Raw genomic sequence first — 18,471 nt, forward strand, 5'->3', positions numbered from 1 at the left:
AGGAGAGCACGAACGCACCGACCGTATCCTGGCGGACGGCTCCACCTCAATAGATGATGACCTGCGCGCTGGAGGCGCCGGACAGGCTGCTTCCAGCTCAGCTCTCCGTCGTAGCGCGAGCTTTGCCGGCACGCTGCAGCTTCGTTCTGGCATTACGATGTTTGGGCGAGGTGGGCGCCGTTTCGGAGCTTTCCTTTTCTCTCTCCTTACGCCGCTGGTCGATGAGCCGGATGAGGTCGGAGATGATCTCCCGCACTTCGGGAGGGGCGTGAACGGATTGCCCAGCGATCTGCCGGAAGGCGACGAGGAGCGGTTCGAACGTGAGCTTGACCGGGGATGCTTCGAGGAGGGCCAGCACTCGGTCGACCTGCCCTGCGGCGGCGGCCTCCATGAGAAAAACCCTCAGACTATCTGCGACTTTATGTGTGTCCTCCTCCGAGGAGAGGATTTGCTCAACCAATGGGAATGCCTCGTCCCAGAGTCCGGCCATGGCGCCGAGCAACAGGGCGCCCTCGATCTGAACTGGCGGCTCGTCCGATGACGCGAGTATTCGTCCAGCCCAGGGGGAAGCCGGCTTCAGCTCCCTCTGATGCTCGCGCTGCCACGTTACGCTGTCGACCTCAGACTGAGCTGTTATTGTGCTGAGCCAGGCCATCGCCGACAGAAACGGGTTCATGACACGCCGGCGCCTCGCCTCGTTGAACGCCTGTACAACCCCGTTCGGGTTCTTCTGCAACAGCCGCACAGCAGCGACTGCCACCCACGCCCAGCGCTCTCCAGCGGCCGCAGCGTGCTCGTACTCGCCTTGGAGCCGCTCTAGGTCTTGCGGGTTCAACTGCTCTAGGGCCACCGCAAGCCGCCCGGCAAGCTCTGGATCCTTGGGCCTGACGGAGAGCCATCTTCTCGCACAACGCTCCGCGTCGTGTGGCCGCGCGGCTTTCATGTATGCATACGTCGCTGTCACAGCAGAACGAGACCACTCCGCTCTTCTACTGGCCTGGGCCTCAGCCAGGCGTTCGAGCTCCGCCCCAGCTTCCGCATAGCGCTCGGACTTCGCAAGCAGCTGCGCTGATTCAAGAAGATTCGTCTCCTTCATGATGCGCGCGCTCTCTGTGATCATCATCTGCTCGAGCGTCGCTTTGAGGGATGCGCTGACATCCGGCCAGCTCAAGACACCGACCCGGAAGACCAGCGATCGGATGAGCTCGAGCCGCAGCTGGGGATCGCGTACACGACGCGTGATCCCCTCCATGACATCGAAGTGATCCCTCCGCTCCTCCGGCCCGAGCCCCTTCGCCTCCTCCGCGATTCGCCCGAGCAGCCCCACGAGGTCATCCCCCTCATAGAGGTGAACCATGAAATCCACGACTGCCCGCACGCGCGCGGCGCCCGCCCCGCGCCGCCGGAGCAAGTGATAGATGTTGTACAGCCGCTCGCTCAGCCGGTACCTGACCCTACGCCCCTGCCCCTCCTCGACCACGGCCCCCCGGCCTACCAGCCGGTGCAGCAGCGCGCTCGCCTGGTTGACCTCCATCCGCGCCGCCTCCGCTACTTCCCGCGCCGTTGCCGGGGCCCAGAGGTCCGCGAGCATCACGTAGACCTTGCGCTCCGTCGCCGGCAGGCTCTCGAGGTGGCTCTTGAAGTAATCCGTGTTGTCGTCGACGAGCTGCGTCAGGTTCTCCATGAGGTGACGCAGCGACGTCTTCGCTGCGAACGACGCCAGGATCCCGAGGAGCCGCGGGTTGCCCCCTGTCAGGATCTGCATCGGCCGCACCCGCCGCTCGTCGGCCTCGACGCCGCCCACCGCCTCCCAGAGCGCACGGCACTCGGCCAGATCGAGCGGCTCCAGCGCGTAGGTCGCGAACATCTCGTAGAGCGCCTGTTCCTGGTCGACGATGGCGCCGAACCGGGACGTCGCCGTGGCCAGCAGCAAAATGCGCGGCTCGTTCTGCAAGGTGTGCCGAAGCGACCAGGCATCCTGCTTCGACATCTGCTCGTCAAGCAGCATGTGCAGGTTCTCGACGATCAGCAGTATGCGCTTGCCTTGCTCCTCGGCGAACCCGACCAGCCGCGCGAGCGCCCGCGCGCACAGCCGGTCGTCGTCCCGCTCGGCCCGGAGTTCGTCGTGGAGCGCCTGCCAGCGGGCGTCCCCCGTCTGATCGGCGAGATGCATGATCGCTTCGAGCCAGAACTCGCCGATCGACGTGACCGTGTAGCTCTCCTCGCCGAACACCAGCGGGTACCAGCGCGCGCCGAGCTCTGGATCCCGCGCCACCGTGTCGGCGACCATGCGCACCAGCGTCGTCTTGCCCATGCCGCGCGACCCGAGCACGAGCACGTGCTGGTTCGCTGGCCCCGTGCTGTCGCGGATGTACTGGAGCACGATGTCGAGATCGCGCCGCCGCACGACGAACGACGATCGAAGCTGCTCCGGCGTGAGGAACGCCGGGTTGTGCTTCATTAGCGGCGCGTTCATGGAGCGCCTCGCGTTGCGGCCGGGGTGAACTGGGACGCGAACCTCCCCTTCCACCAGTCGCGTAGCAGGAGCGACGCGAAGACGAACGCGCCGGCGTCGTTGTCGACGAGGTACCCGTCGTGCTTCAGAACTTCCATCACCCGCCGCAGCACGTCCTGGGGCTTTTCTACCGATGGCCCCGGCTCCGCGATCGCCGCACTGTCCCTCGCCAGCGTCATCGACGCCCCCGGCGTCAGCACCCCGACCACCGCCGCCTCTGTGAGCAGGTCGAGGGTGAGCGGCAGATCCCTGTCGCCGAGCACCAGCTTCAGCCGCTCCTCCATGTGGCTCAGCTCCGCGTGCCCGCGCGTGCTGAGCATGCTGTGCTTGTAGACGCGCTCCACGTCCTCGAGCGACACCTCCTGCTGGGCCCGGCGCTTCGTGTCGTTGTAGACGTGGTTGAAGAACATCTGAACGTGATGGGGAATGCACGAGCCGAGCTTCTCCACCATCCGCCGGGCCGCGCCTTCGAGCAGCACCACGCTGTAGTTGTTCGCCAGCGCCTCCAGGCACCCCGTGGCCGTGTCGTGATCCCACGGGCGCAGCTCGAACGGGGTGAACGTGTTGATCGTGGCGCTCAGGCCGGCCTGGCGCAGCACCGGCTCCAGCCCGATCGAGCCAGCGACGACCAGCCGGACCTTCGATTGATGCTTGATGGTCTGCGCGCGCAGGAACGACAGGAACTCGTCCGTGAGCTTCCTGCGCTCGGGCGTGATCGTGTATTCGTCCCCCTTGAGCAGACGGTTCACGAGGATCGGTAGCTCGTCCATGAAGACGACGACATGTTTGTCGGCGCCGGCGAGCGCGTCGAAGAGGCGCTCGCCCTTGGCCTGCCAGTCCTGTTTCAAATGCTCGCGAAACGTGAGCTTGAACTCCTCGAGGCCGAGCGAATCGATCCGCTCGGCCTTGTCCCTCAGGAGCTCCTTAGCCCTGTCCCAGAGCGTCTGGTGAGGTCGCGTGGCGACGCCGAGCTCGACGATCGCGTCCTCGCCGCTCTGGGACCTCTGCAGGTCGAGGAATAAGCACCGGTAGCTCCCGCGCTCGAGCTCCTCGTGGAGCTTCCGCATCACGCTGGTCTTGCCCACCCGCCGGGGCGCAGCGATGAGGACGTTCGCCCCTTCGTCCAGGAGCTCCTTCAGATCCCACAGCTCCTGCTCCCGGTTCCAGAAGCGGTCGCCACTCACCCAGTTGCCCACCTCCCGGACGAGCTTCGCCTTGTCCTGCATGGGCTCAACCTACCCCGCTGCCCACGGCTCGCAACAGTTTCGCTGGCCAGCGAGCCGCACGCAGTCCGGCGCGCGTTCTCGCCTCAGATCACCCGGTCCACGAGCGCCTCTCCCCGCTCGAACCGCCGCAGGTTCGCCACGAAATGCTCGACCTGCGCCACCGGCTCCTCGCGCCGCCCGCCGGCCGAGTGCGGCGTGATGTAACAAGAGGGCGCGCGCCAGAGCGGGTGTTCCGGCGGCAGCGGCTCGGGGTCCGTCACGTCGAGGTACGCGCCCCCGAGCCGGCGCGCCTCGAGCGCCTCGAGCAGCGCGCCCTGGTCGACGGTGACGCCCCGGCCGACGTTGAAGAACCACGCGTCCGGGCGCATCCGCGCGAGCAGCGCGCGCGAGACCAGGCCGCGCGTGCCCTCCGCCGCAGGCAGGCTCGAGACCACGTGGTCCGCCCACGCGAACGCGTCGCCGAGCGCCTCCGGGCCGACGACGCGGCCAGGCTCGTCCCCGCGCGGGCGGGCGCGCAGCACGCAGAGCTCCACCTCGAACGGGGCGAGCAGCTCGGCGAGGCGGCGGCCGATGGCGCCGAAGCCGAGGAGGAGCACCCGCCGGCCGCGGAGCAGCGCGCTCCGCGACCGCACCGGCGCGTCGGGCCAGCCGCGCGCGCCGAGCTGGTTCTCGAGGCACTCGGGCAGCCGCCGCGACGCGGCCAGCAGGAACGCCAGGGCGTGCTCCGCGCAGGGGTCGGCGTAGACGGCGCTGCTCGTCGTGAGGAACGCGCCGCGGGCGGCGAGCGCGGCGCGCACGGCCTCCACGTCGTAACGGGTGTAGCCCGCCGTGCTGAGGTGCACCCAGCGCAGGCGCCGGGCCGCGCACACGTCGTCCGGGTGCGGCTGGCCGAAGACAACGTCGGCGCCCTGCACCGCCGGATCCCGCCCGACCACGGCGAGGTTCTCCGCGGAGCGCGCGCCGGACCTCACGAACTCGTGCGGCGCGACGCCCGCGGCGAGGAGGCGCTCCACCTCCACGGGAAAGCTGATGGTGCAGGCGACGACCACCCGGCCCACCGGCGCCCCGCTCATCCGTGCACCGCCCGCCCGAAATCGCGCATCCACGCCTCCTCGTCCGCGGTGAGCGGCCCCTTCGCGAGCGCGTCGAGGTTCGCCTCCACCTCGGCGCGGCTCTTCGGCCCCGTGAGCGCGAGATCCACGTGCGGATTCGAGAGCTGGAATCGATAGCAGTCGCCCGCCGTCATCGCCGGTCCGTCCCAGCCCTTCGGCTTCTTCAAGAGGCGCCGCCACGCCGTCGCCGTGTAGGCGAGGACGCTCGGCTTGCCGCCCTGCACGTGCGGGAAGATGTCCCGCTCCGCCCCGGGGTGCGCGGCGTTGTAGCGGATCATGAGCAGGTCGAGCGGCGAGGACGCCGCGAGGCGGCCTGCCCGCGCGCGATCGTGGATGCTCACGCCGAGCGCGCGCACCTTGCCGCTCTCGCGCAGGTGGACCAGCTCGCGCTCGGTCGCGCTCGTCCACGCAGACCCGACGCCGAGCCAGCCGAGCAGGTACACGTCGAGGTGATCGGTCCCGAGCTCCCGCAGGAGCTTCTCCGCCCCCCTGCGCACGCCCCAGCCGAACCAGCCGGCCTGCGCGAAGCCGACCACCGACACGCCATCGCGGCGCTGCTTCAGCGCCTCGCGCAGCGGGTTGCCGAGCCCGCCGGCCCGCATCGTCCAGAGGAAGAGGTTGACGCCGCGATCCATCGCCGCGCGCACGCCGTCCTCGTCGATGCCGTAGTTCGCCGCGAGGCCGAGCCGGAAGATGCGTTTGCCGCGGAGCGCGGTCGGCGCGCGGTGGAGCCAGTCGTTCATGCGCCGGATCCTACACCACCTCAGTCGATGTCATCGTACGCGCGGTAGAGCACGCCCGGGATGCGCGGGGTGCGCACGTCGAAGCCGAAGCTGCGCTCGACCGCCTCGAAGAGCTCGATCGCGCGCGCGAGGCCCTCGGGCTCGCCGGCGCACGAGGGGCCGTGGCGCGCTCGCCAGCGGTCCTCCGAGCGCGTGGGCGAGCGGAGGAGCGGGAAGCCGCGCGTGGCCAGGGCGACAGCGAACGTCCCGGGGCCGAGGCTCGCCACGTCGGAGCGCTCGACGCGATAGGCCTCCATCCGGGGCGACTCCACCCATCCGAGCCGGTCGCCCTCGCGCGAGGCGCGGATGAGGTGCTCCCTCCGGCCGTCGACGACGACGCCGAACGTGGCCTCTCCGTCGCCGATCTCGATGTCGTGCGCGGGCAGCCCGCGGCGCCACGTGAACTCGAGCGCGTGCGCCCAGCCGGCGACCCACATGCGCAGGCCGAGATAGAACCGCACCGCGCGCTGCCACGTCCACGGGGTCCGCACGCAGAGGCCCGGCGCGCCGTGGGCGCGCGCGACGCCGTCCGCGCGGCGGAGCGCGGCGCCCGCGACGCCGCGCCCCCGGTGGGCGGGCAGCACGTAGAGGCTCGACACCTCCAGCAGCGCTCCCCCGAGGCCGCCCGTCGACAGCGCGATCGTCCCGACCCGGCAGCCCTCCTGCGCGAGCCAGTACGGGACCACATAGCGCGCGCCCGCGTGAGGCGCGCCGAGCTGCACGCCGTCGCGCGTCGCCCTCGCCTCCCACGCCGCGCGGAGCTCGGCGCCGCGCGCCGCCGGATCGACGCGCTCGGAGAAGCGGCCCTCGACGAGCGACGCGAGCTCGCAATCGGTCCACAGGCGCGCCTCCGCGTCGTCCATCGCCAGCGGCTCGATCGCGCCCTCCGCGACGAGCACGGCGTGGATCGCGCGCATGCGCCGCTCTGCGTCGTCGTCCCCCACCGGCCGTGGGCGCGACCGTACCACGGGCGAGCACATCAAGCGACGCGCGGCGCCTGCGCAGGAGCGCCGCGCCCGCCGCGCAGGATCGCGACGCCAGCGCGCTCGCGGGCCGACGGGCGCGCCGCACATTCGCCGCCCACGGCCGCCCCGACCTGTGCGAGACTCGCCGGCGACCGATGGGCCAGGACACCTCTCTCCGGTGCGCCGGCTGCAGCGCTCCGCTCCCGGAGAACGCCCGATTCTGCCCCTCGTGCGGCCGGCTCGTCACCGACGCTGGCCCCGGCTACGCGCCGACGGCGTTCCCCGCGACGCAGCTCGGCGCCGGGGGGCTGCCGCCGCCCTCTCTGCCGCTGCCGCCCGTGCGGCTCTTGCCCGGGACGGAGATCAGCGTCTACCGCATCGAGTCGACGCTGGGCGAGGGCGGCATGGGCGTCGTCTACCGCGCCCACGATCGCGCGCGCGAGCGCGTCGTGGCCGTCAAATGCCTGCACTCGAACCTCTGCGGCAACCCCGAGATCCGGCGGCGGTTCGCGCGGGAAGCGCGGGTGCTCCGCTCCTGGAGCCACGAGCATGTCGTCTCCGTCTACGACTTCGTCGAGCGCGATCACCTGCTCGCGATCGTCATGGAGTACGTCGAGGGGTCGACGCTGGTGCGGCACCTCGAGCGGTGGCGCGGGCGCATCCCGTTCCAGGAGATCCGCGCGCTGTTCGGCGGGGTCCTCGACGCCATGGATGAGGGGCACCGGATGGGCATCATCCACCGCGACCTCAAGCCCGACAACATCCTCGTCACGGCCGGCAAAGACGGGCTGATGCCGAAGATCGTCGACTTCGGCATCGCCAAGATCCTCGAGGGGACGACCTACACCCTGAGCGGCGCGTTCCTCGGGACCTGCTGTTACATGTCGCCAGAGCAGGTGAAGAGCCCTCACGCCGCGGACCCGCGATCGGACATCTACTCTCTCGGCGTGACGCTCTACAAGCTGTCGACGGGGCAGGTGCCGTTCGACAGCCCCAACCACTTCGCCGTGATGATGGCCCACGTCGCCGATCCGCCGGCGCCCCCCTCGTCGCTCCGCCCCGACATCCCGCCGGCCCTCGACCGGCTCATCCTGGACGCGCTCGCGAAGGATCCGGCGGGGAGGCCGGCGTCGTGCGCGGAGTTCCGGGGGCGGCTCGACGAGGCGCTCGCGGCGTTCTCGCCCTCCCCGGCGCGCCCCACGTCCGACGCGCGCGAGCTCGCGCCGACGGTCCGCGAGAAGACCGGCGAGCAGATGATCCTCGTCCCCGGCGGGCCGTTCCTGAGCGGGCAGCAGCGCAGGAGGGTGCATGTCGACGCCTTCTACATGGATCGCACGCCGGTCACGAACCGGCAGTTCAAGGCGTTCGTCGACGTGACCGGGTATCGCCCCGACGACGCCGACGCGAGCCGGTTCCTCTCCCATTTCAGGCGGGGCGAGATCCCCGCGGGCCTCGAGGATCACCCGGTGGTGTACGTGTCGTGGGACGACGCGCGGGCCTACGCCAACTGGGCCGGCAAGCGCCTGCCGACCGAGGCCGAGTGGGAGAAGGCCGCGCGCGGCACCGACGGCCGCAAATACCCCTGGGGGCGCCCCGAGCCGGGGCCGACGCGCGCGAACCACGACAACCGCGAGGGCGGGACGGTGCCTGTCGGCTCGCTGCCGGGGGGCGCCTCGCCCTACGGCATCCTGGACCTCGCCGGGAACGTCTGGGAGTGGTGCGAGGACTACGACGATCCGCACTTCTACGCGGACGGTCCGACCCACAACCCGCGCAACACCCGGCCTCCGGACCGGCCGCTGCTCGTGATGCGCGGCGGCTCATGGATGTACGGCGCGCAGTCGCTCCGCACCTGGGCGCGCACGAGCTTCGAGGCGCACTACCGCTTCGCCGACGGCGGCTTCCGCTGCGTGCGCACCGCGTCGTCGAGCTGACCGGCGCCGGCGGCGCGGGCGCGGGCGCGGCGACGCCGGCGGCTCACGAACGCCTGGCCAACCCGGGGCGGCGCGGATAGAACGGCCGGCGCAGATGAAGAAGGCCACGGCGAGCGGCGGCGTCCGCGTGCGGCTGACCGGCATCCGGCGCGTCTTCCCCGTGCTCGACGACGCGGGCCGCGCGCAGGGCGGCGGCGCCGCCGGCGTGGTCGCGCTCGACGGCATCGACCTCGACATCGCGCCGGGCGCGTTCGTCGCGCTGCTCGGGCCGTCGGGGTGCGGCAAATCGACGTTGCTGCGCCTCGTCGCCGGGCTGGACCGCGCCGACGCAGGCGCCGCGGTCGTCGAGGCCGAGGAGGGGCCGGGCGGCGCGATCGGCGGGCGCGCGCGCGCGCGCGCGCCGATCGCGTACGTGTTCCAGGACGCGCACCTCCTGCCGTGGCGGAGCGTCCTCGAGAACGCCGCCTTGCCGCTCGAGCTCGCCGGAGCGCCGCTCGAGGAGCGCCACGCCGCGGCGCGGGCCGCGCTCCTCCAGGTCGGCCTCGACGACGCGGGCGCGCGCTATCCGGCCGAGCTCTCCGGCGGCATGCGCATGCGCGTGTCGCTGGCCCGCGCGATGATCACGCGCCCGCGGCTGCTCCTGCTCGACGAGCCGTTCGCCGCGCTCGACGAGCTCACCCGGAGCCGGCTCGACGATCAGCTCCGCGCCCTGTGGACCGAGCTCGGCATGACCGTGCTCTTCGTGACCCACTCGATCACCGAGGCCGCCTACCTCGCCGAGCGCGCCGTCGTGCTGTCCCCGCGGCCGGCGCGCGTCGTCGCCGACCGCACGCTGGCGCTGCCGGCCGAGCGGACCGCCGCGCTGCGCACCGAGCCGGCGTTCGCGCGCGAGGTGCGCGCGCTGCAGGAGGCGCTGGAGAGCGGCGGCGCGTGAGGCGCGAGCGGGAGGCGCAGGGGGCCTCCCGGTAGACCTCCTCGCCCCTGGACCGCCGTGGCCGCGGGACGCCTCACCTGCGCTGGACTCCCGAGGACGTGCTACGCGCCGTCGTCGCCGCGCGCCCGCTGAGCCCGTCCCCTGCTCTCCACGGCCGTCCCGCGCGGCACGCGCAGCCCCCACCCCCGCCGCTGACCTCCGCCGCGCGCGACGCCCATCGTGCGCAGAGCTCCCACTCCGCGCACGAAGCCGCGCGCGAACGCGCTTCCATGGCGACAGCGCGCCCGTACAATCGCCTCATGCCCATGCGCCCCCGGCGGTTGCTTCCCCTCGCGCTTCCTTCGTTGCTGCTCGCTGCAGCGGCCTGCAGCAACCCGGAGATCGTGACGCCCCCAGGCGAGGGCGGCGGAGGCGGGGACGGCGGCAGCACCAGCGAGAGCACCGGGGTGTTCGTCGGCACGACGGTCGGCTCGGGCGGCGCGGGCGGCGAGAACGGCTGTGAGGACGTCGACTGCCGGCCGGACCAGCGCTGTGAGCTGCAGGACGGACAGGCCACCTGCGTCGACAACACCTGCGACGACCTCTCGTGCGGCCCCACCGAGGAATGCCAGACGACCGCAGAAGGGGGCGCCATCTGCGTCGATATCGGCTGCCGCAGCGATCTCCAGTGTCCCACCGACAGGTACTGCAACGGCACCATCTGCGTCGCCGACGCTTGCACCGCCGGCGAGCGCACCTGCGACGGCGACCTCCTCCTCCAGTGCCTGTCGAACGGCAGCGACACGCGCGAGCTCTTCACGTGCGGCGGAGAGGCCTACTACGAGAGCACGTGCACCGACGACGGCATGGGCAGCGCCAACTGCCCCTGCGAGGACGACTGGGACTGCCCCACCTACGCCTCGTGCGAGGTCGGCTCCTGCACCGGCACCGGCGACGCGCCCACGTGCCTGCTGGAACCGGAGCCGTTCGCGAACGTCCTGCCGCAGATGGAGATCCAGTGGGGAGGGCAGAACCGCGCCAACTCGAGCGCCGTCGACAGCCCGTTCCCGACCTCGGCGCAGAACGTCATGACGCCGCTCGTCGCCAACCTCGACGACGACAACGGCGACGGGCGCATCAACGAGCTCGACTTCCCCGAGATCATCTTCACGACCTTCTGCGGCTCGACGTACGCCAACAGCGGCGTCCTCCGCGCCATCCACGGCGGCGGCCCCAACAAGGGGCGCAACTACTTCGCGGTGCTCGGCGCGCAGCTCTGGAAAGAGGGCGACCCCCTCGACGTGGCCTACCGCTGCGGCGACGCGACGCTCCTGCCGACCGCCTCGCTGGCCGTCGGCGATCTCGACAACGACGGCGCGCCGGAGATCGTCGCGATCACCGAGACCTCCGGGCTCCAGATCTTCAGCAACACGGGCGAGACCCGGCTCCTCGCGAACAACCTCTGGACCGGTTACAACGAGCCGGCGCCGTCGATCGCCAACATCGACGGCGAGGGGCTGCCGGAGATCGTTGTCGGGGCGAACGTGTTCACGCTCCACGTCGACGCGGAGACCCGCGTGCTCTCGATCGTCGACCAGTTCAAGGGCAAGCTGACGCAGGGAATCCAGGGGAATCCCCTGAACGCGGCCAACCGGCTCGGCCCCATCACGTGCATCGCGAACCTCAGGGACGACCACCGGCTGGAGATCGTCGCGGGAAGCACCGCGTACGCCCTCCCCCGCCCGCCCGTCGGCGTGACGAGGAGGGCCGAGTGCGCGCCCCCCTACGACGACCCGGAGGCGACGGCGTTCTGCAACGGGGAGCTCCTCGTGGCGTGGGACGGGCAGGCCGTCAACGTGACCGGCCCGACGCCGATCCCGGACGCCCGACGCGACGGGTTCTGCGCGGTGGCCGACGTCCTCGGGGGCAACAAGACCGCCCCGCCCGGCCCGAACAACCCGCTCGACGAGGAGCCGGAGGTGATCCTGTTCAACGACGGGTACTTCTACGTGCTCGACGGGCAGGACGGCACGATCCTGCGCCACACGGTGATGGGCACGGGCGCCACGCGCGACGGCGGGGCGCCGAACGTGGACGACTTCGACGGCGACGGCTTCCCCGAGATCGGCACGGCGTTCGGCCTCCGCTACGTGATGCTCGACCTCCAGGAGCCCACGGCGGCGTGCCCCGCGTGGCCCAACCCGCTCAACGACGCCGGCACGGGGCTGCCCAACCCCCCGCGCACGCCGAACGGGCTGCCGTGCGAGACCGACGAGGACTGCGGCGCCCCGGGCGCCGCGACGTGCAACCAGCAGGCGCACACCTGCGTCTGCTACCACAACGGCTGGCAGCGCGAGACCGAGGACGACTCCAGCCGCGCCACCGGATCGAGCGTGTTCGACTTCAACGGCGACGGGGCCGCCGAGGTCATCTACAACGACGAGTGCTACTTCCGCATCTATGACGGCGTGACCGCCGGCGTCCTGTTCAAGGAGAACTCCCCGAGCCGCACGCGGTCCGAGTACCCGATCGTCGCCGACGTCGACAACGACGGCAACGCGGAGATCGTGTTCGCCACCTCGAACGAGTCCATCAACTGCTCGGCGGGCGTCGACCACAACAACGGCCTCGAGGTCTGGGGCGCGCAGAACGACCTCTGGGTCTCCGCCCGCCGCATCTGGAACCAGCACAGCTACCACGTGACGAACGTGCTCGAGAGCGGCGGCATCCCCGCGCGCGAGCCCGAGAGCTGGAAGACGTACGGCGGCCGCGCCTACAACACCTACCGCTCGAACCCGCGGTCGTACGGGATCGCGCCGGACCTCTCGCTGAGCGGCATCCAGGTCTCGTCGCCCGACGCCGCCTGCGGCGAGCTCACCGAGAACGTCGACATCACGGTGCGCGTCGACAACCTCGGCGACCTCCGCGTGGGCCCCGGCGTCGTCATCGGCTTCTACGGCGAGTGGGACTCGCCGGCCGCCGACGAGCCGCTCTACGACGCGGAGCTCGCCCCGCTCCAGGCGGTCCTGCAGACGAGCATCGAGCCGCACAGCTCGCTGCTCCTCACGGTGAGCTACAGCGCCACGAACAACCCGCAGGGGACGCTCCCCGCCCGCGTGCGCGCGGTCGTCGACGAGAGCGGCATCGAGCGCGAGTGCAAGGAGGGCAACAACGAGCTCACGCTGCCGCTCGACGCCGGCAGCGCGCTGCCCGATCTCCAGATCGAGATCGGCCGGGTGACCGACGCGAAGTGCCAGATGCAGCAGGTCGACGTCCCGACGACGATCCTCAACGCGGGCTCCGCGCCGGCCAGCGACGTGCGCGTCCGCTACTACGCCGGCGACCCCGGCCAGGGCGGGACGGCGCTCCACGAGGAGGTCGTCCCGGGGCCGATCGCGCCGGGAGAGAGCGTGGACCTCACCCCCACCATCGACGAGTTCCCGTGGAACCTCTCGATCCTGATCTACGGCGTCGTCGACCCGGACGGCGCGATCGACGAGTGCAACGACGGCAACAACAGGGACGCCGCCTCGGACAAGGTCCAGTGCCAGCCCATCCAGTGACGCGCCGACGGCGGCCCTGACGCCGCCGCCGCGCACGAACGCCGGCGCTCATCGGGGGCGCCGGTGCTATGTCTGTCCGCCGCGCCGCCGCGCCGCTCCCGTGTGGCGCCGCGCCGCCTCCCGCCGCCGCGCCGCTGCGCCGTCCGCAGACGCCGCCGCGCCGCGCGACAAGAGCCCCCACAGCGCCATGCTCGGAACATCCAACCTCGCCAAATCCTTCGGTGATCGGACCCTCTTCGAGGGCGTCTCGCTCAAGCTGAACCCGGGCTCCCGCTACGGCCTCGTGGGCGCCAACGGCTCGGGGAAGACCACCTTCCTCAAGATCGTCGCCGGCGACGAGCCGGCGACCGAGGGGAACGTCAGCATCCCGAAGGACGCCCGCGTGGGCGTGCTCCGGCAGGACCGGTTCCTCAGCGACGACCAGGTCATCCTGGATCTCGCGATGATGGGCGATCGCGTCGTGTGGGAGGCGCTCGTCGAGTCGCGCCGCCTCGCCGAGGACGGCGGCGGCGGCGATCCCGGCCGGGTCGCCGACCTCGAGGACCGCATCCGCGCCCACGACGGCTACACGCTGGAGGCGCGCGCGAGCGCCGTCCTCGAGGGGCTCGGCATCCCGGTGGAGGCGCACCGGCGGCCGCTCTCCACGCTGTCGGGCGGCTTCAAGCTGCGCGTGCTCCTCGCGCAGGTCCTCCTCGGCGGCTCGGACGTGCTGCTGCTCGACGAGCCCACGAACCACCTCGACATCCTCTCGATCCGCTGGCTCGAGAAGTTCCTCGCCGGCTACAAGGGCTGCGCGGTCGTCATCTCCCACGACCAGCGCTTCCTCGACAACGTCGCGACGCACATCCTCGACGTCGACTACGAGACCATCACGCTCTACACGGGCAACTACGCCGCCTTCGTCGTCGAGAAGCAGGCGATCCGCGAGCGCAAGCAGGCCGAGATCGCGCGCGCGGAGAAGATCATCGCCGACAAGCGGGCGTTCGTGGAGCGGTTCGGCGCCAAGGCGACCAAGGCGCGCCAGGCGCAGAGCCGGCTCAAGCAGATCGAGAAGATCGAGGTCGAGGAGCTCGCCGACACGTCGCGGCGCACGCCGGCGTTCCGGTTCGCCGTCCAGCGGCCGAGCGGGCGCGACGTGCTCGAGGCGCGGGGGATCTCGAAGGCGTACGGCGCGAAGCAGGTGCTGCGCGACGTGTCGCTGTCGGTGCGGCGGGGCGAGCGGGTCGCGGTCATCGGCCCGAACGGGCTCGGCAAGTCGACCCTGCTCAAGATCCTCGTGGGCCGGCTGCAGGCCGACGCCGGCGGCGCGTCGTGGGGTCACGAGGCCCGCGTGGGCTACTTCGCGCAGGACCACCGCGAGCTGCTCGTCGACGGGTCGATGACGCCGCTCTCCTTCCTGTGGGCGGCGTGCCCCGACGAGTCGCCGAGCTACGTCCGCGGCCAGCTCGGCAAGGCGCTGTTCTCGGGCGACGAGGTGGAGAAGAGCGTCGGCTCGCTCTCCGGCGGCGAGGCGGCGCGGCTCATCTTCTGCCGGATCATCGTGGAGCGGCCCAACGTGCTCGTGCTCGACGAGCCGACGAACCACCTCGATCTCGAGGCGATCCACGGGCTCGTCGAGGGGCTCAAGGCGTTCGAGGGGACGGTGATCTTCGTCTCGCACGATCGCTTCTTCGTGTCCGAGCTGGCGACGCGCATCCTCGAGGTCACGCCCACGGGCCCGCGCGATTTCCCCGGCACGTACGAGGAGTACCTGGCCGGCTGCGGCGACGATCACCTCGACGCCGACACGGTGGTGCTCAGGGCGAAGCGCGAGCACCAGAGGGCGGCGGCGGCGCCGGAGGCGGGCGGCTCCTGGGAGGAGCAGAAGCGGCGGCGCAACCGGCAGAAGGAGCTGCCGGCGCGGCGCGACAAGGTGCTCGCGGCCATCGAGGCGGCGGAGGCGCGGAAGAAGGCGATCCACGACCTGTACTGCAGCGACGGGTTCTTCGAGCGCACGGGCAAGGCGGAGGTCGCGGCGCTGAACGCCGAGGAGGAGGCGCTCGGGCCGCGGATCGACGCGCTCATGGCGGAGTGGGAGCAGCTCGAGCAGGAGATCGCGGAGCTCGGGGCGCCTTAGTACCGCGGGTCAGAAATCCTGCCAGGGATCTGCCTCGCGAGCCCCCGGAGAGGGCGTTCGTCGCGCGGGTGGGGCCCCGCCGAGCTCGCCGTCAGGCGGGGATCTGCGCGATGTCCTCGCGATCCCAGTGGCGGTGCTGCGCGATCGCCCGGAGCAGCTCGTGGCTGAACGGCACGAGCCCCGCGGGGTCGCGCAGCGTGACGACGCCCTTGTCGGACAGGAGCGGGCCCGCGCCCTGCGCCCCGGCCAGCGCCACGCCCTGGATGAGCGACGACGAGAGGAGCGCCACGCCGTCGCCCGTCGCGCCGATCGCCTTGCAATGCTTGAAGGCCTCGTTGACGAAATGGACCGCCTCGCCCGTCGCCGCGAGCGCCTCGACGCTGGCGCGCCCGCCGGGGACGTAGACCGCGTCGAACATGACCGACTTCGCCGTGAGCAGCGACCGCTCCGCCTCCACCGCGCTGCCGTCGTCGCCGTGGATCGGCCCGAGGCGCGTCGACACCACCTGCGCGTGCGCCCCCGCCGCCTCGAGCGCCGCCTTCACCGCGGCGAGCTCGGCGCCGCTGAACCCGTCGGCCGCGAGCACGGCGACGAGCCGGCTCTTCACCGTGTCCTTCACCGTGTTCTCCATGCTGAGCGCCGGCGAGGCGTCCACGGAGCGCTTGCCCGTCACCGCGCCCTTCGAGGGCACCTGGGGCTGGCCCGCGGGCGCGGCGACGCCGATCCCCTCGGCGACCAGCCTGCCGAGGTCGACGTCGACCTCGCCGAGCCGCGCGACCATGCGCTCGCGGATGTCCCGCGTCGCGACGTTGCCGAGCTCGAACCGCGCGGCGCGGATCAGGTGCTTCTTCTCCGGCGCCGAGAGGCTGTTCCAGAAGAGCCTCGCCTGGGTGATGTGATCCTTGAAGGTATCGCTCCGCAGGCGCGCCTTGAGCCCGAGGACCCGCTCGGCGTGGTGCACGAAGGCGCCCGACTCCCACGACGCCGTCATCGGACAGCCGCCGGCGAGCGAGTTCGGCACGTAGTGCGCCCGCCCCTGCTTGATCCGCTGCTGCATGAAGCCGTCCCGGTTCTGGTTGTGCACAGGAGCCAGCGGGCGGTTGATCGGTATCTGCGGGAAGTTCGGGCCGCCGAGCCGCAGGAGCTGGGTGTCGAGGTACGAGAAGTTCCGGACGTGGAGCAGCGGATCGTCGGTGAAGTCGATCCCGGGCACGACGTTGGCCGTGTGGAACGCGACCTGCTCGGTCTCGGCGAAGAAGTTGTCCGGGTTGCGGTTCAGCGTCAGCTTGCCGATGCGGCGCACCGGCACGAGCTCCTCCGGCACGATCTTCGTCGCGTCGAGCAGATCGAAGTCGAACGCGAACTCGTCCTCTTCCTCGATGATCTGCACGCCGAGCTCGTACTCGGGGTGATCCCCCCGCTCGATCGCGTCCCAGAGATCGCGGCGGTGATAGTCCGGGTCCCTGCCGGCGAGCTCCTGCGCCTCGTCCCAGACATGGGAGTGCACGCCGAGCAGCGGCTTCCAGTGCAGCTTGACGAAGCGCGACTTGCCCTGCGCGTTGACGAAGCGGAAGGTGTGGACGCCGAAGCCCTCCATCATGCGGAAGCTCCGCGGGATCGCGCGATCCGAGAGCACCCACATCATCATGTGGGTCGACTCCGGCATCAGCGAGATGAAGTCCCAGAACGTGTCGTGCGCCGACGAGGCCTGTGGGATCTCCCGGTCCGGCTCCGGCTTGATCGCGTGGATGACATCGGGGAACTTGATGCCGTCCTGAATGAAGAAGACCGGTATGTTGTTGCCGACGAGATCGAAATTCCCCTCGGGCGTGTAGAACTTCGTCGCGAAGCCGCGCACGTCGCGGACCGTGTCCGCCGACCCGCGCGAGCCGACCACGGTCGAGAACCGTACGAAGACAGGTGTCCTGGCGTTCGGATCCTGCAGGAACGCCGCCCTCGTGTACTCGGCCATCGACTCGTAGACCTGGAAGTACCCGTGCGCCCCCGACCCGCGCGCGTGGACGACGCGCTCCGGGATGCGCTCATGATCGAAGTGCGTAATTTTCTCGCGTAGATGAAAATCCTCGAGGAGCGTCGGCCCCCTGGCCCCTGCCTTGAGCGAGTCGTCGGTGCTGTCGATCCGGATGCCCTGGTCGGTCGAGAGGACCGTGCCGGTCAGGTCCTCGCGGTGAGGTTCCAGGCTATCGATCTTGCTGTGCGCGCTGATACCCGGGCTCCCGCCCTTCTTGCCTTGTTCGGCCATGCGTCCTCCCCATCCTCCTGCCCGATCTCCGGTGCGCAGGTGGCGATTGGATGCGTGGAGGTGGCGCGCGTCGCGGGACTCTGGCCGAAAAACTGGATAAGCTCGGCGCATGCGCACCGCAGCGGCCGCCGTCGCGGCCCTCGCCCTCACGCTCTCCGTCAGCCCACGCGCCCACTCCGAGTCGGCATGGGCGGACAGGGGCGTCTGGGCGAGATCGATGACGAACCGGATCTCCGGCGAGATCGACGTGCTCAGTCGGAAAGGATACCTCGAGGGGTACGGGCAAGTCCCGCGGGCCCTGGTCAGCGTCGTGAGCTTCGGCGGCCAGGTCGCGCTCGCGGAGGGAACTTACGTCGAGGCCTGGCTCCCGCTCGTGCTCGGACAGGCGCCCATGCTGAGACACGGCCAGGCCACCACGGACACCAAACCGGTGTTCCTGGTGGGCAATCTGACGGCCGGCGGCCACCTCGCCAGGAAGCTGCTCCCCGAGCTCGTCGTGTACGCCGGGGCGTCGGTGTCTCTGCCGCTCACCTGGTGGCCCAACGCGCGGGAGATCGAGGTCGCGGACGTGGCCCTGATGACACGAGCGTTCTTCGATACGCACCGGACATTCCTGAAGCACCTGCCGCTGCGCGTACGCGGCGGCGCCGAGATGAACCTCGAGGAGATCGTCGAGTTCCGCACCGATCTCACGGCCTCGCTCGCGCTCTCGCTCGGCGGCGACTCGACCGAGCTGGTCGTGGAGCAGGGCAACGAGCTGCAGCTCGGATACCAGGGGTTCGGCGCCGGGCTGCGGGTCCAGGAGGCGTTCCTCCTCACCGAGCCGGACATGGCGCAGGTCGCGCTGGAGCCCTTCGTGAACTGGGATATGTCGATCTTCGAGCTCTTCACGCGGGCCGGGCTCCTCATCCCGATCGATGAGCCCATGGGCTCCGGGTTGGGCGAGCACGGCATGACCACGCTCCGCATCAACGCGGGCACGAAGTTCTAGGCGTATACAAAACGCCGAGGACGCCAGGAGAGCCGATCTTCCCTGGCGTCCTCGGGGGCCCGGCGGCTCAGCTCCTCGTCGGAGCGCCGCC

Annotated in this window: 11 protein-coding genes; 5 read left to right on the top strand and 6 right to left on the bottom strand. The window is 71.0% G+C overall.

The genetic code is table 11. From position 1 onward, the window contains the following. Positions 1–97: 97 nt before the first annotated feature. The 5 genes from WME76_RS26570 to WME76_RS26590 form a co-directional block, all read right to left on the bottom strand. Positions 98–2,461 (bottom strand): AAA family ATPase, encoded by a 2,364-nt coding sequence (locus WME76_RS26570; RefSeq protein WP_437955078.1) that lies wholly within the window; start codon positions 2,459–2,461, stop codon positions 98–100. An 11-nt stretch (positions 2,462–2,472) separates the two neighbouring features. Further along, complete coding sequence (locus WME76_RS26575) at positions 2,473–3,741, bottom strand: ATP-binding protein (RefSeq protein ID WP_437955079.1); 1,269 nt, start codon at positions 3,739–3,741, stop codon at positions 2,473–2,475. Positions 3,742–3,824: 83 nt separating this feature from the next. Then, positions 3,825–4,847 carry an NAD(P)-dependent oxidoreductase gene (locus WME76_RS26580; RefSeq protein WP_437955080.1) on the bottom strand — a complete coding sequence of 341 codons (1,023 nt, stop codon included), beginning with the start codon at positions 4,845–4,847 and terminating at the stop codon, positions 3,825–3,827. Beyond that, the gene (locus tag WME76_RS26585; RefSeq protein ID WP_437955081.1) at positions 4,811–5,596 is read right to left on the bottom strand and encodes an aldo/keto reductase; all 786 of its coding nucleotides are present in this window, start codon (positions 5,594–5,596) and stop codon (positions 4,811–4,813) included. The genes WME76_RS26580 and WME76_RS26585 overlap by 37 nt, the downstream gene beginning before the upstream one ends. Positions 5,597–5,616: 20 nt before the next feature. Continuing rightward, positions 5,617–6,552 (bottom strand): GNAT family N-acetyltransferase, encoded by a 936-nt coding sequence (locus tag WME76_RS26590; RefSeq protein WP_437955082.1) that lies wholly within the window; start codon positions 6,550–6,552, stop codon positions 5,617–5,619. A gap of 203 nt (positions 6,553–6,755) precedes the next feature. On the opposite strand from WME76_RS26590, the gene WME76_RS26595 reads away from it, so the two are divergent. The 4 genes from WME76_RS26595 (at position 6,756) to WME76_RS26610 (ending at position 15,126) form a co-directional block, all read left to right on the top strand. Continuing rightward, the gene (locus WME76_RS26595; RefSeq protein WP_437955083.1) at positions 6,756–8,534 is read left to right on the top strand and encodes an SUMF1/EgtB/PvdO family nonheme iron enzyme; all 1,779 of its coding nucleotides are present in this window, start codon (positions 6,756–6,758) and stop codon (positions 8,532–8,534) included. Positions 8,535–8,628: 94 nt separating this feature from the next. Continuing rightward, positions 8,629–9,468, top strand: a complete 840-nt coding sequence (locus WME76_RS26600; RefSeq protein WP_437955084.1) for an ABC transporter ATP-binding protein — start codon at positions 8,629–8,631, stop codon at positions 9,466–9,468. Between the two features lie 299 nt (positions 9,469–9,767). After that, positions 9,768–13,010, top strand: a complete 3,243-nt coding sequence (locus tag WME76_RS26605; protein WP_437955085.1) for a CARDB domain-containing protein — start codon at positions 9,768–9,770, stop codon at positions 13,008–13,010. A 187-nt stretch (positions 13,011–13,197) separates the two neighbouring features. Beyond that, positions 13,198–15,126 carry an ABC-F family ATP-binding cassette domain-containing protein gene (locus WME76_RS26610; RefSeq protein WP_437955086.1) on the top strand — a complete coding sequence of 643 codons (1,929 nt, stop codon included), beginning with the start codon at positions 13,198–13,200 and terminating at the stop codon, positions 15,124–15,126. A 91-nt stretch (positions 15,127–15,217) separates the two neighbouring features. On the opposite strand, the gene WME76_RS26615 is transcribed toward WME76_RS26610, so the two are convergent. Further along, on the bottom strand, positions 15,218–17,389 hold the full coding sequence (locus tag WME76_RS26615; RefSeq protein ID WP_437955087.1) for a catalase: 2,172 nt from the start codon (positions 17,387–17,389) through the stop codon (positions 15,218–15,220). A 109-nt stretch (positions 17,390–17,498) separates the two neighbouring features. Between WME76_RS26615 and WME76_RS26620 the strand changes: the two genes are divergently transcribed. Next, the gene (locus WME76_RS26620; RefSeq protein WP_437955088.1) at positions 17,499–18,380 is read left to right on the top strand and encodes a hypothetical protein; all 882 of its coding nucleotides are present in this window, start codon (positions 17,499–17,501) and stop codon (positions 18,378–18,380) included. The last annotated feature ends 91 nt before the right edge of the window (positions 18,381–18,471 follow it).

Source organism: Sorangium sp. So ce119 (assembly GCF_051524405.1).
Taxonomy (GTDB): domain Bacteria; phylum Myxococcota_A; class Polyangia; order Polyangiales; family Polyangiaceae; genus Sorangium; species Sorangium cellulosum_G.